11 protein-coding genes are annotated in these 13,834 nt (G+C 42.7%); 2 read left to right on the top strand and 9 right to left on the bottom strand.

The annotated features are described in order from the left end of the window. Positions 1 to 59: 59 nt before the first annotated feature. The gene (locus tag KTR06_RS08425) at positions 60 to 587 is read right to left on the bottom strand and encodes a shikimate kinase (protein WP_055236084.1); all 528 of its coding nucleotides are present in this window, start codon (positions 585 to 587) and stop codon (positions 60 to 62) included. A 115-nt stretch (positions 588 to 702) separates the two neighbouring features. Then, positions 703 to 1,305: a nitroreductase family protein gene (locus KTR06_RS08420; protein ID WP_032842036.1), complete on the bottom strand. Its 603-nt coding sequence runs from the start codon at positions 1,303 to 1,305 to the stop codon at positions 703 to 705. A gap of 139 nt (positions 1,306 to 1,444) precedes the next feature. On the opposite strand from KTR06_RS08420, the gene KTR06_RS08415 reads away from it, so the two are divergent. Further along, the gene (locus KTR06_RS08415) at positions 1,445 to 2,080 is read left to right on the top strand and encodes a viroplasmin family protein (protein WP_004314488.1); all 636 of its coding nucleotides are present in this window, start codon (positions 1,445 to 1,447) and stop codon (positions 2,078 to 2,080) included. Positions 2,081 to 2,109: 29 nt separating this feature from the next. Beyond that, positions 2,110 to 3,882, top strand: coding sequence for a glycosyltransferase family 39 protein (locus KTR06_RS08410; RefSeq protein WP_009039144.1), 1,773 nt, complete (start codon positions 2,110 to 2,112; stop codon positions 3,880 to 3,882). Here KTR06_RS08410 and KTR06_RS08405 read toward each other — a convergent pair. The 7 genes from KTR06_RS08405 to KTR06_RS08375 all read right to left on the bottom strand — a co-directional run bounded on the left by KTR06_RS08405 (position 3,869) and on the right by KTR06_RS08375 (position 13,330). Then, positions 3,869 to 5,848 (bottom strand): LTA synthase family protein, encoded by a 1,980-nt coding sequence (locus KTR06_RS08405; protein WP_009039143.1) that lies wholly within the window; start codon positions 5,846 to 5,848, stop codon positions 3,869 to 3,871. The two genes, KTR06_RS08410 and KTR06_RS08405, sit on opposite strands and share 14 nt — an antisense overlap. A 46-nt stretch (positions 5,849 to 5,894) precedes the next feature. Beyond that, the gene (locus KTR06_RS08400; RefSeq protein ID WP_004314482.1) at positions 5,895 to 6,314 is read right to left on the bottom strand and encodes a GtrA family protein; all 420 of its coding nucleotides are present in this window, start codon (positions 6,312 to 6,314) and stop codon (positions 5,895 to 5,897) included. After that, positions 6,298 to 7,254 (bottom strand): glycosyltransferase family 2 protein, encoded by a 957-nt coding sequence (locus KTR06_RS08395; RefSeq protein ID WP_004314479.1) that lies wholly within the window; start codon positions 7,252 to 7,254, stop codon positions 6,298 to 6,300. Before KTR06_RS08395 ends, KTR06_RS08400 begins: the two co-directional genes overlap by 17 nt. Beyond that, positions 7,251 to 8,054, bottom strand: coding sequence for a polysaccharide deacetylase family protein (locus tag KTR06_RS08390; RefSeq protein WP_004314478.1), 804 nt, complete (start codon positions 8,052 to 8,054; stop codon positions 7,251 to 7,253). Before KTR06_RS08390 ends, KTR06_RS08395 begins: the two co-directional genes overlap by 4 nt. A 29-nt stretch (positions 8,055 to 8,083) precedes the next feature. After that, positions 8,084 to 9,919 (bottom strand): ABC transporter ATP-binding protein, encoded by a 1,836-nt coding sequence (locus tag KTR06_RS08385; RefSeq protein ID WP_008024069.1) that lies wholly within the window; start codon positions 9,917 to 9,919, stop codon positions 8,084 to 8,086. Positions 9,920 to 10,039: 120 nt separating this feature from the next. Next, on the bottom strand, positions 10,040 to 11,173 hold the full coding sequence (locus KTR06_RS08380; protein WP_008642709.1) for an ATP-binding protein: 1,134 nt from the start codon (positions 11,171 to 11,173) through the stop codon (positions 10,040 to 10,042). 78 nt (positions 11,174 to 11,251) lie between these two features. Continuing rightward, positions 11,252 to 13,330: a BT4734/BF3469 family protein gene (locus KTR06_RS08375; protein ID WP_055236085.1), complete on the bottom strand. Its 2,079-nt coding sequence runs from the start codon at positions 13,328 to 13,330 to the stop codon at positions 11,252 to 11,254. Between the last annotated feature and the right edge of the window lie 504 nt (positions 13,331 to 13,834).

Below are 13,834 nucleotides of genomic sequence, written 5' to 3'. Positions count from 1 at the left end.
CTGAATGAACAATAAAGAGTATCAAAAAAATAAAGTCTGATATACAATTTAGGCACAGATTATAATCCAAGAAGTTGTTGCAAACGTTGCACCGATGTTTCAATCTGCCAACGGTCTTCCAATTCGTCTGCATTAAAGATATATTGTGCCTGGTGATAAAAAGGTGCGCGTTTCTCAAGCGCCTGAACGATGAACGCTTTCAGTTCGTCATCCTCTTTCCCCTGAAGAATAGGGCGTTGCTGTTTAGCCACACGCAAGCGTCTGAACAGCACATCCGGATGCACATCGAGAAAAACCGTCTTTCCGGTCCGGTTCATAAAGTCCATATTATCAAAAAAACAAGGCGCTCCACCTCCCGTCGAAATTACCACATTCTCAAACTCGGCTACTTCATGAAGCATATTCCGCTCCAGTTCCCTGAATCCTGTTTCGCCTCGTTCAGTGAATAATTCTCCAACGGTTTTGTGAAAACGCTCTTCGATATACCAGTCCAGATCAACGAACGGTATATTCATTTGCCGGGCAAATGCTTTACCCAGCGTCGTTTTTCCGGCACCCATATAGCCGGTAAGGAAGATACGAACCATAAATGACTAATTTTGCTCACAAAATTAATCATTTAATGAAGAATGAAGAATGAAGAATGAAGAATTTTAGCCATTATGCCATCCAATTCTTCATTATTCATTCTTCATTCCCGATTTATTTAAAGATTCTCACCCGTTCTTCAAGCGGCTGAAATTCTTTTTCACCCGGTTTGCCAATAGGAAGTCCGAACGGCATTTCCGCAATCAGATGCCAATGTTCCGGCAAGTTCCATGCACGGCGCACTTCTTCATCAATCAACGGGTTATAGTGTTGCAGCGATGCTCCGAAACCTACATCCTCAAGCATCACCCAGATAGCCAGCTGGTGCATGGCAGAAGTCTGCAATGACCATCCCGGGAAATTCTCCTGATAAGACGGGAAAGCCTCCTGAAGTCCTTTCACTACTTTTTGATCCTCAAAGAACAGTACAGTTCCGTAGCCACAGGCAAAGGAATGATCTATCTTCTCTTCTGTCTTTACAAAAGCTTCAGCCGGTACAATCTTCTTCAATGCATCTTTCACGATCTGCCACAGTTTCTTATGAGATTCTCCCAACAGGAGCACCACACGTGTAGTCTGTGAATTGAATGCTGACGGTACGTGACGCACGGTCATATTAACGATACATTCGATCTCCTGATCGGATATAGGTGACTGATTAGTAATTGAATAGTAAGTCCGACGTTGTTTCAAAGCTTCACTAAAAGATCTTTCCATCATAGTTCCTTTCTTATTTTATATTCTTAAAACTCTCTTTTTTTTATAACAAGTATCCCCCCTAACTTGTTCAGTTAGAGAATATATTTGTACCTTCGCAGCGTCAATTCATTGACTATCTAAATTTATCGTCAGAAAAATGGCAAAACAAAAATTTTATGTCGTATGGGAAGGCGTCACACCCGGGATTTACACTTCCTGGACAGACTGCCAGCTTCAAATCAAAGGATACGAAGCTGCCAAATACAAATCATTCGATACGCGCGAAGAAGCGGAACGCGCGCTGACAATGTCTCCATACGCTTATATCGGCAAAAACGCAAAGTCTAAATCAGGAGGTTCCAAACCTTCGTCAGATACTTTACCCTCTTGCGTGATCGACAATAGCCTGGCAGTCGATGCAGCCTGTAGCGGCAATCCGGGACCGATGGAGTATCGTGGAGTACACATTGCCAGCCGGCAGGAAATTTTTCATTTCGGCCCGATGAAAGGCACGAATAATATCGGTGAGTTTCTAGCCATCGTACACGGGTTGGCGTTGTTGAAGAACAAAGGTTTCGACATGCCTATTTACAGTGATAGCGCCAATGCGATCAGCTGGGTACGACAGAAGAAGTGCAAAACCAAGCTCCCCCGCACTCCGGAAACGGAAGAACTGTTTTTATTGATCGAACGGGCAGAAAAATGGTTGCAGGGAAATACGTATACCACTCGCATCCTGAAATGGGAAACGAAAGAATGGGGAGAAATTCCGGCCGACTTCGGCAGAAAATAAAAGAACATAAATTTCAATCATAAGAAAAGATGAAAACATTGACTTCAAACAAAGCTTTCTGGCTGTTATTAGTCATTTGCGTAGTTACTATCCTGCCTTTCCTCGGCTTGTCGGAATACCACACGAAAGGTGAGCCTCGCGAAGCTATTGTTTCCTATTCCATGCTGGATAGCGGAAACTGGATCTTACCCAGAAACAACGGAGGAGAAATGGCTTACAAACCGCCTTTCTTCCATTGGAGCATCGCTGCTGTATCAGCAGTAGTGAACGGAGGGCAAGTCACAGAAATGACCTCCCGCCTGCCGTCCGCCATCGCCTTGATTGCCATGACTCTCTGCGGCTTTCTGTTCTTTGCCAAAAGAAAAGGAGTGCAACTGGCGTTATTGGCCGCCTTTATTACCCTGACTAATTTCGAATTACACCGGGCCGGAGCCAACTGCCGGGTGGACATGGTATTGACAGCGCTCACCGTTGGCGCTCTATATTGTCTCTACAGATGGTATGAGAAGGGGCTTAAAGGTATTCCCTGGCTGGCCATTCTCCTGATGAGTTGCGGAACACTGACTAAAGGACCGGTAGGTACTATCATTCCATGCTTAGTTGTAGGCATATTCTTGTTACTCCGGGGTGTCAACTTCTTCAAGGCATTCCTGCTACTTTCCGCCTGGGCTATCCTTTCTCTCATCCTGCCTATCTGCTGGTACGTAGCTGCTTACCAACAAGGTGGAGAAGAATTCATCGCATTAGTGATGGAGGAAAACCTCGGCCGCATGACCAATACTATGAGCTATAATTCATGCGTGAACCCCTGGCACTATAATTTCGTGACCTTGTTTGCCGGATATGTTCCCTGGACACTGTTAGTCGTACTTTCCCTGTTCAGCCTGACTTACCATAAATTCAATATCCAGCCTGCCGCTTGGTGGAAACGTTTCACTGCTTGGATAAAGAATATGGATCCGGTGGATTTATTCTCTTTCACCAGTATTGTCGTCATCTTCGTTTTCTACTGCATTCCGCAGAGCAAACGCAGCGTCTATCTGATGCCTATCTATCCTTTCATTGCTTATTTCCTTGCCAAATATCTATTTTATCTGGTCAAGAAGCAATCCAAAGTCATCAAAGTATATGGAAGTATTCTTGCGGTAATCAGCCTGTTGCTGTTCACTTGCTTCATTGTATTAAAATGCGGGCTCATCCCTGAAACAATCTTCCACGGCCGTCACGCACAGGACAACATTAATTTCATGCGCGCCATACAGAATATCAGCGGTGCAGGAGCCTTGTTGCTGATTGCCGTTCCTACCGTCCTCGGTATCTACTGGTGGTTCTATCAACGGAAACATGCATTGAGCAACCGCTTCCTGTATGCCCTCGTCGTGCTTACCATGGGATTATACCTTGCATTGGACGGTGCTTATCAGCCGGCAGCATTAAATTCGAAATCCGTCAAATTCGTCGCTGCAGAGATCGAAAAGATTGCGCCGGAAAGCGAAGGGACTATGTACGAATTCATTGAAGAAAGTCTGCATGCAGCAGGTGACCCTGTACATTACTTCGAGATTAATTTCTACCTGCATAACCGTCTCGACAACTTCTACCAAAAACGTCCTGCCAAAGGTTTCTTGTTGATCGGCACCAATGACGCAGAGAAATATCTTCCTGAATTTGAGAAAGAGGGGTATCAGTTCGAACAGGTTTACGAATCTCCTAAACGAGTGCTCCGGCAAATAGCCAAAGTATACAAGTTCGTTAAAAACGAACAGCCTGAAAAAACCGAAACTACTCCTATTGTTGAGTAAAAGGGACAGAATTTACCGTTTTTCCATGCTTCACAAGGAACTCTGCCGATTGGAGCATGGAAAAACTATATTCTTTTAAAGGCAAAAAGCGATCATCCATCGGAACGGCTTTCAATTTGCCATTGTCTATATGATAAGTAAATTCCTGCTGCGTCTCGTAATTATAAAGATACAATAACGTATCATTGCGTCCCACAATCATATTGTCGGCAGTATAAAACATACAGGGACGTTCTTCTTTCAGCAAATCCACTCCAAAATTATTCTGTAGATAATCAATATTCAACAGCCCCAATATCGTAGGCTGTATATCTACCTGACCTCCAAAAGTGTTTTTCTCTTCCGGATGAATACGGCTGGAGTAAATCATCAGTGGAATATGATTATAAGATTCCGGTAGTTCACATTCGGCGTCTCCCACCAGTTTGCCATGATCTCCTTCCAATACGAATATCGTATTATCAAACCAGGGTTGTTTACGCGCCTCTTCAAAGAACTGACGCAAAGCCCAATCCGCATACTCAACGATCTGCATCTCCGGTTCACTTGTTTTCGGATGGAAGAAAGGAGGTATCACATACGGCGGATGATTACTGATGGACAGTAAAGTAGCAAAAAACGGTTGTCCGGTGGCAGCCCGCTGATTCAATACCGGAATTGCATAGTCATACAAGAAATCATCCTGCACTCCAAAGCTATTCACAACCTTATCAGCCGGATAGTCTTCTTGTGAAAACACTTCATCATAGCCGTTCGTCCGGAAGAAAGCGTTCATATTATCATACTGCCCTTCATGCGTCATAAAGAAAAAGTTGTAATAGCCGTTTTCTTTCAGTACGGTAGGCAGTCCCGAATAGCGGGGAATGACAGAGCCTTTCATCAGGTTCCGTTTCATCATAGCCGGAAAAGAATACAAGGTGGCATACAAACCATGATTCGTATGGATTCCTGCCGAATAGAAATTACGGAAGCTAATAGAACGGGTATACAGACTATCCAGGAAAGGAGTCAGCGTTTCTGATTGCCCGAAATGCTTCATCAGTTTACTGGACATGGATTCCATCATAATCAAGACGACATTAGGACGGCGTTGTTGCACGCTATCCGCTTTTGCAGCATGCCTGTAGACAGCCAACGGGGAAACATTCGCATCTCCCTGACGGTTGAGCAGAGCTTGCGCCTTAGTTATGGCTTCCTGCTCATCCATCAGATGCAAGTATTTATTTTCAGGACGCATATCATCCATCACACTCGTCAACAGATTAAAAGTCGGACTTACTCCCAATTGATTCAGAAAAGCATCCTGACAGAAATATGCCGCACTCACTTTGATCGGATTATAACCTGTACGCCCCCGAATTCCAAAGATGCAGAGGCCGATCAGACAAGCTCCGACCAGAACCACAACTCCTCTCTTCCAAAATGGGAACGAAGCGGAAATAGTAAGGCTACGACGATGGAAATAACGCGACAGACAGACAAGCCATACTATGAACCCGGCCAAGAAGAGCAGGAATAATCCGATGGACAAGTAATAGGCACTTTCTCCCAATATCATTCCGGCGGTAGTTCCTGCATAACCGAACCATTCGAATATAGAAGAATTGATATGCTTAAAGAAATAGGCAAAGTAGGGTATGTCCGACGCACTGATTAAATAGACCAGCCCATAAAACACACTGAAAAAGATCGTGAAGAAACGGAACAATGCTTTCCCATAATAGTTGCAGACTCCACACACCACCGCAACTGCCAGCGGCAACAGAAGTATGTAGCAACCAATCACATTATCAAACCAGACACCATGTACAAAAGCAAGCATTGAAAGGCTCTTATCCGACAAGGCTTCAGAAGTCAATTGATGATAGGATGAGATAAAAAGTACCAGGCGAAACAGTCCTGCGATCAGCAAAGCCGAAATATGTATCGAAAGTATATATACAATAAGATTTAGAAAACGTTTCATAATAGCCTTTTCTTTTTATGAATTAAATGAAAGAGATTTAATAAAATTATTTTCTCCCTTTGTAGATATAAACGAAATGAAGAATTAGGAAATTGATAGGTACTACAATTATCATCACCAGTATCGGCGCCAGAAGTTCGCCTGCCCCTATCCAAAGAAAGAGATTCAACAAACCAATCTCAAGCAGATAATTAATCAGATGGCTAAAGCCAAACCCAACCGCATTGCGAGACGAGGGCTTGGAACGAAAAGTAAAAAAGGTAGTGAGGAAATAATTGCAAATAAATCCGACGGCATAACCTGCCGTAAAAGAGATATTGGCGTTTGCAACCAGTAAAACCAGACAATACACTCCGTAATGAATAGCCGAGGATACAGTGCCGACAACTCCGAAACGAACGAATTGCCAGAACTTATCCCGCCAGTCCGGATGCCTGTCAAATATAGCTTTACTTATCTTGGTCATCGTATAGTACTTCTTCCACATTATAGAGCGGACGACGTTTTACTTCTTTATAGATTTTCCCAATATACAACCCGACAGCTCCTATTGACATTAGAACAATTCCACCGACAAACCAGACAGACAACATCAAAGACGCCCAGCCATGCTCTGCCGTACCCGAAATTAAAGAGTACAATACATAAATTCCGATCAGTATACTGATAAAAACAAATATAATTCCCAGATAAACAATACCGTAAATAGGCTTCACCGAGAAAGAGGTTATTCCGTCCAAGGCCAGGCTGAACATCTTTCTTACTGTATATTTGGAGGTTCCGGCTGTCCGTTCCCGGATTACGTCATCTACCGTAGTAGAAGGAAAACCCAGCAATGGGATAATACCACGCAAATAGACATTACGTTCTTGATAATGAGACAGCTGTTCCAGTACTCTCCTACTCAAAAAACGGAAATCCGCATGATTGTAGATTGTCTCTACTCCCATCCGGTGCTGTAATTTATAAAAAGCGGTTGCGGAAAGACGTTTCAGCATCGGATCTGCCTGGCGGGATACTTTCACCCCGTATACGACATCATATCCTTGTGTATAAGCATCGATCATCTCCTCAATCGCATTCAGATCATCCTGCAAATCGGCATCAATGGTAATAACGGCATCGCTCCAATCTTTAGCGGTCATCATACCGGCCATGATAGCATACTGATGTCCCACGTTGCGAGCCAGGTTCATTCCTTTTATATATGGATTCGTCCGGTGCAGTTGTTTAATAATGCTCCATGTACGATCTTTACTGCCATCATTCACAAAGAGCACAAAACTGTCGGCGCTGATCTTTTTTTTCGCCACCAAGTCATCAAACAAAGCTGTCAAACGGGTGGTTGACTCTTCCAACACTTCCTCCTCATTATAACAGGGGGATACAATAGCCAATTTAATCATTTTTCGTCCGGTTTATTTAGTTCAGCCAGTTTTATCTGCGCAAACTCCGAGTAAGTCATAAAAGGATAGCCTTTTTCTTTCAGGTTGCGGATAAGCATATCCAAACGTTCCTCCATTCCTTTGCCGGAATGGTTGCGGATGATAAAAGGCATTTTAAATTCAGGGTGTTCACCCAACGGATAGAACTCCCACGGGTGGAAATAGGTCACAAAATATCCGTCATGTTTCAACACCCGGTTTACCAGGCTTTGATAAAGCCACATCGGCAGATTATGACAAGACAACCAAAATAGTGGGAAACGAATCCATGGAGTTACAGAAGCCGGGATCTGAAGTAGTTTACCTGTCATAAAGCAGGTACGCGGCTCTGATAAATGCATATATCTTCCGGGGATAAATGCGGGATTCAATGAGGAGTTGTACACATACCCCATTCGTTCAAGTTCCGTATCTGATACGGGAAACATACGCGGTTGGCGATAGCCTTCTATCGTTCTGCCGGTAAGACGTTCCAGAATTTCTTTTGAACGGCTGACATCTGAAGCCTGCGGCTGCCAATGGTCACATCCATGCGCAGCCACTTCATGTCCTTCGTCCATAATGCGCCGCATCACCTCCGGCGCATTTTCTGCAAAATTGCTTGTACAGAAGAAGGTAGCTTTCACCCCGTTTTTTTTCAGGCAGTCCAGTATCCGGTTCGTACCATAGACTGATACTTTCATCGCTTCATCCAACGGAAAGTCTACGCCATGTTCACGAGGTACATCAAATTCTTCTGTATCAAAACTTAATAATATCATTGCATTATCAAAAAATTACAATTGCCGCATTACAGTTGTTGCATATCATGCAGGCGTTTGTAATAGCCGTTTAATTCTATAAGTTCCTCATGCTTACCACGTTCTACAATCTCTCCTTCATACAACACGCAGATTTCATCTGCATTCTTAATAGTAGAAAGACGGTGGGCAATAGCAATCGTTGTACGTGTTTTCATCAAACGTTCCAACGCTTCCTGCACGAGACGTTCTGATTCGGTATCCAATGCAGAAGTAGCTTCATCGAGAATCAGAATCGGAGGGTTCTTCAGGATGGCACGGGCGATACTGATACGCTGGCGCTGACCACCGGACAATTTTCCACCACGGTCACCGATATTCATGTTATATCCTTCCGGTTTCTCCATGATGAAATCATGTGCATTGGCAATCTTTGCTGCCTCTACCACTTGTTCCATTGTCGCATTCTCCACACCAAAAGCAATGTTATTGAAGAATGTATCATTGAACAAAATAGCTTCCTGGTTTACATTACCAATCAGACTACGCAAATCAGCAATACGCACGTCGCGGATGCTCGTTCCGTCAATGGTAATATCACCTTCCTGTACATCATGGTAACGTGGCAACAAATCGACTAAGGTAGATTTACCGGAACCCGATTGCCCAACCAGTGCAATCGTTTTTCCTTTGGGAACTGTCAAATTTACATGTTTCAATACCTCTCTCTTACCATCGTAGCTGAAAGAGATATCTTTAAATTCAATCTTGTCATTCAAACCTTTCAACGGTTTCGGATTCGGAATCTCCTTTATCTTATTCTCTGCTTTCAGGATTTTATCAACACGTTCCATAGAAGCCAAACCTTTCGGAATGTTGTATCCTGCTTTAGCAAAGTCTTTCAACGGATTGATTACACTATACAGGATAACCATATAGAAGATGAATGTAGGAGCATCGATGGTTGCATTCTGTCCCAAAATCAATGTACCACCAAACCACAGTACGGCTACAATCAGAATGGTTCCCAAAAACTCACTCATCGGATGTGCTAATGCCTGACGTATAGCAACTTTATTCGAAGCATCACGCAATTCATTACTACATTTGGTAAAACGATTAATCATCTTATCTTCTGCAATAAAAGCTTTGATAATACGCAATCCACCCAATGTTTCTTCCAATTGCGACATCGTATCACTCCATTTTGACTGTGCCTCCAATGACTGGCGTTTCAGTTTTCTTCCGACCGCTCCCATCAGCCAACCCATTCCCGGCAATACAACGATGGTAAAAAGGGTCAACTGCCAACTCGTTATAACCAAAGTGATAAAATAAAGAAGAATCAGAATCGGACTCTTCATCAACATATCCAACGAACTAGTAATGGAGTTTTCAACCTCTCCCACGTCACCACTCATACGAGCTATGATATCTCCCTTTCTTTCTTCAGAGAAAAAAGACATTGGCAAGCGCATTACTTTTGCATATACCATAATACGGATATCACGTACCACTCCCGTACGCAATGGAATCATTACAGCTGAAGAAGCAAAGTAACAACCGGTTTTAAACAATGTCATTATCATCAGGAACAATCCTAAAAAGATAAGGGCTATAGTAGGACCATTATCCATTATCATTTGAGATATGTAATAATAGAAGTTATTCTTGGCAACATCTGCTAAATCACCACTACCCCATTCCATAAAATGGTATACTTTATCCGCTCCTTCTGTTTTAAACAGAATACTCAAAATAGGAATCAGGAAAGTAAATGAAAATACGTTGAATACAGCAGACAAAATATTCAGCAAAATAGCCCAGCCGATATACTTCTTATAAGGCGACACGAAACGTCGCATTAGTTGTAGAAATTCCTTCATTATTTACCATTAAAAAAGTTAAGACCGCAAAGATACAATAAAACTGATTAACAGGCAGTAGTTTCAGCTAATTATTAACGCGATTTATCGAAAAGCACGTTTCAACAAACAAAAAACGACTCAATAATTCTCTTTCAACCAAATACCCAAAAAACGATCATATATTTGATACACTCCCTTTTCCTGGGTCACAAAATCCTTTTCCAGTAACCCTTTCAATGCTGCCTGCACAGAACTGGCTGAAGCCAGTCTGTATTTCTTTATGAAAGCACCGGAAGTAATAGCTTTCGCTTTTCCCTCTTTAGTGATAGCAATCAGTAACTCCTTTTGCTTTTCCGGCAAACGAAAAAGGATTTCCGAATAAGTATATCTGAATGAATCAATAATCTGCCGAATAGCCTCTGACACCATTTCCACTTTACAGACTCCGTGCTCCGGGGTCATATCATAAAGTGTATTCAATACTTTTTGTATATACCATGTGACTCCTTCAAACTGTTGATAAACTGTGGTAACAGCACTTTCTTCCATTTCTTTGCCTGCACGTTTGAAATGCATACATGCAAAACGCATGTATTCTTCTAAAGGAATACTTTCCAAATGCATCATTGACACACTTTGATAAAAAGGTCTGGAAGGCGTCAAAAACATATTCCCCATCACATGCCGCTGGCTCCCGGCAAAAATGAAACGCGCATTATTACAATGCTGCACATAAGTCCGGAGAGTAGCCTCTACATTTTTCTCTGCATATCCGGTAATCTGCTGAAATTCATCAATGGCAATCAAACAAGGCTTATCCGCTTGCTCTAAATACCGGAAGATTTCATCGAGCGTAGTAGCCGGAGCTTGTATATCTCCTAATCCCAAATTCAAAGAAGGCATACCATTCACATCAAAAGAGATACTGGCCTGCAAAGATTTCACACATTCCCAAAAACCATGCAAAGCTTTCTTCCCTATAGGTTTCAGTACTTCCAAAATCTCTTTACTAAGTGCAAATACCAAGTCGCGCAATGACCGGCTGTCATATATATCAATAAAGAAAGTGTAATAGTCCTGCTTAATTTCAGGAAACTGAAAGCAATGACGGATCAGCCCCGTCTTTCCCATTCGTCGGGTAGAGACAAGAGCCAGGTTATTCCCATTCATCACTTCGCGTACCAACTGTTCGCTTTCCTGCTGACGGTCACAAAAATAATCAGCAGACACATATCCACTTGTTATAAAAGGATTTCTTATCATAGCCTTCATATATCTCACGCTATTACGCAAAGATAATTATTATAAAATAATAAAATGCACATCTCATGCATTATTTCATCATCACCCTTACCCAACAGCCACCACATGATAATAAACTCCGCGTGTTTTCCTGAATGACTTTACTCCCAGCCTCTGCAAAATACGCCCGAAATAATTAACCTGTCCGGAAGAAATCTTCATTTTACTTGCCTTTTGTATCCGCTGAAGTATATCTGCAGCAAGTAACCATTCTCCCTCTTCTTCCTCTTCCGCTACCCGGTAATACACCTGGAACAACTGCTCGATTGCCGGCGACTGCTCAAACTCCCGGTTCGCCTCCGTCATAATAGCCTCTTCCTTCTCATCAAACCAGTAGCGTTCATTACTGCGCAGCAGTGCCATTGCCTGTGCATACAATTGCTCATAATCAATAGGACGGACCACATCAATCACTCCAGTCACCTCAACACCGATAAAACGGCGACTACCGGAAGTATCCGTCAGCAAATCTTTATGATTACTCGTTCCTATAAAAGAGGCATACCGACGCAATTCCTCCACAGCCGAAGCATTCGGACGTCGTGTGTTGACAACGGGCTTTTGCAGAATATGCTTGAGGAAAGACTGCTGATTGATGCCAATCTGATCGAACTCATCCATATTAATCAATAAAAAGCGATTCAAGTATAACTCTGCATCCCGCTTCCGGCTGAAATCAATGCTATCCGTATAATAAGCCTGCAAGCATGGAGGCAAAATCAACCGGCAGAATGTAGACTTACGATAAGCCTGTGGACCTATCAATATAGGGGAAGTGCTATTTGCATGATTCTTTCCCATTCCACGCCAATGCGCTATCATACTAAGAAACCAACGACGAAACAATTGCGCCCAATGAGGATGATCGCAAGGAACTCGTTTGGCAAGATCGCCGATGTGATCCTTACCATCCCAATGAGGAAGGTCATAAAGAAATTCCTCGATAGGCTGATAAACCGGCACATGATCCGAATTCAGGTAACGTACCACGTCTTTATCCCACAGCTTAAGCCCTTCATAATGTGCATTCATTGCAATACTTGCCATCAACCGTTTATCCACCGGATGAAAATAAAAATTAAAGCTGTTCCGTTCACGACATTCCACTTGTGATGTCAACTGGTTGAAACGAAAATCATAACGCCGTTTCATAAACTCATCCATCTGCATGACAAATAATTGTTCCGGCAACAGACTACTTTTACTCGCAAATCCCTCACAAGTGCGGTATACATTTCGCACGGTTCCCCGAACCAATGTATCGTCCTTCGGCAAGCGATAATGAGCGCGAGACCATCGCACTGTATCTTCCTCTGGAATACCGGCACGGAAACAATGTCCTGCTAGATTAATCAACAGCGATTGTTTGTCTCCTTCCGGTTGATAATCAGTCTCTTCATCCAACGCACGTGCAAAAGCAGCTTCGAAAAGGACAGAAAGCGCATTACACTTTTCATATCCCGGCGCAAGCCGTTGTAACGGTGAAGTTTCCGTTTGCACCCGTTCGCGATAAGTCACCTCACCCGGCATAGCGGCAGGCTGCTTCATATAAATAGGCATTGCTTCGGGATTAAAATACAAGTGCGGGTCAAAAGTTAAACGACAATATTGCTCCAACGAAGGTACTTTCAGCTCGATATCATAAGGAAGTTGTGGCTGATAAAATTTCACTGCCAACCGATAGGCATGCGCATGAAAAAGCTCCGCTTCTTCACTAGTTGTCGGCAAACGATCATTGGGATAAGTAAAGCGTACCCATACTTTCACAGACTTTCCGGAAGAACCGGTGAAAGCTAAGTAAGTCTGCGGAAGCTCCTTTACCCGTTCTTTCACCTCATCCGCTTCCATACGTCCGGACAAGTTGTTGACCTGAATCATCACAATTCCATTGTATTCACTCATCGTCATTATGCCGCCTTTGCGAAAAAAGGCGGCTGCAGGTATCAGCTTCGGCACTTTCTGTACATAGTCATTTTTATCACCTGGAAGCATAAAAGGCAGGACTTCTCTCATTTTTGAGACAGGCTGTGTTTTAGTTTCTACTTTCATTTGCTCCACGAGCTGTTCAATTCTCAACGTACGCATAGTGTTCACCTTGCCATCGTCTCTTACCAGTGTTATTCTCATTACTTTATTTATTTGTCCTGCATGTGTTTTGTAGGGCGATTATTACGATACAAATATACTGTAAATATTCCACACAAACAACTTTTCAGAGAATACTTATTTCATCTTTCTACTAGAAAAGATTTGGTTCTTAATCAAATTCCGTGCTACTTATTTATGTTCAATAACCTTATTCATGGCTATTCCGGGGTACTTTAAGATGCATATAGCTTGGATAATTTATTTGCTATTTCTAATATGCCGATATCCCTTTATCCATCAACCTTTCAATGAGCTTTACTAGCACGGAATTTGAAGAAGAACCAAGATTTTTGGTTCTTCGTCAAATTTGGTGGTACTTCTTCTATTGTGAATAAATAATCTTCGCTCTCAGTAGTTTAATTCCTGCCCTATTGTACATCTGTCTTTTTACCGCTTTAATTTTATTCACTGTCCCCTCCAGTAATCCGTTACTGAAGGGGATATCAATAGCTGCCTGTACTGCCTCCCAGTCTTTTTCAATAC

This window comes from Bacteroides sp. MSK.20.12, from assembly GCF_019052435.1.
Taxonomy (GTDB): Bacteria; Bacteroidota; Bacteroidia; order Bacteroidales; family Bacteroidaceae; genus Bacteroides; species Bacteroides xylanisolvens.
The sequence above is the reverse complement of the archived record's forward strand: the minus strand, read 5'-3'. Positions and strand labels throughout refer to the sequence as shown.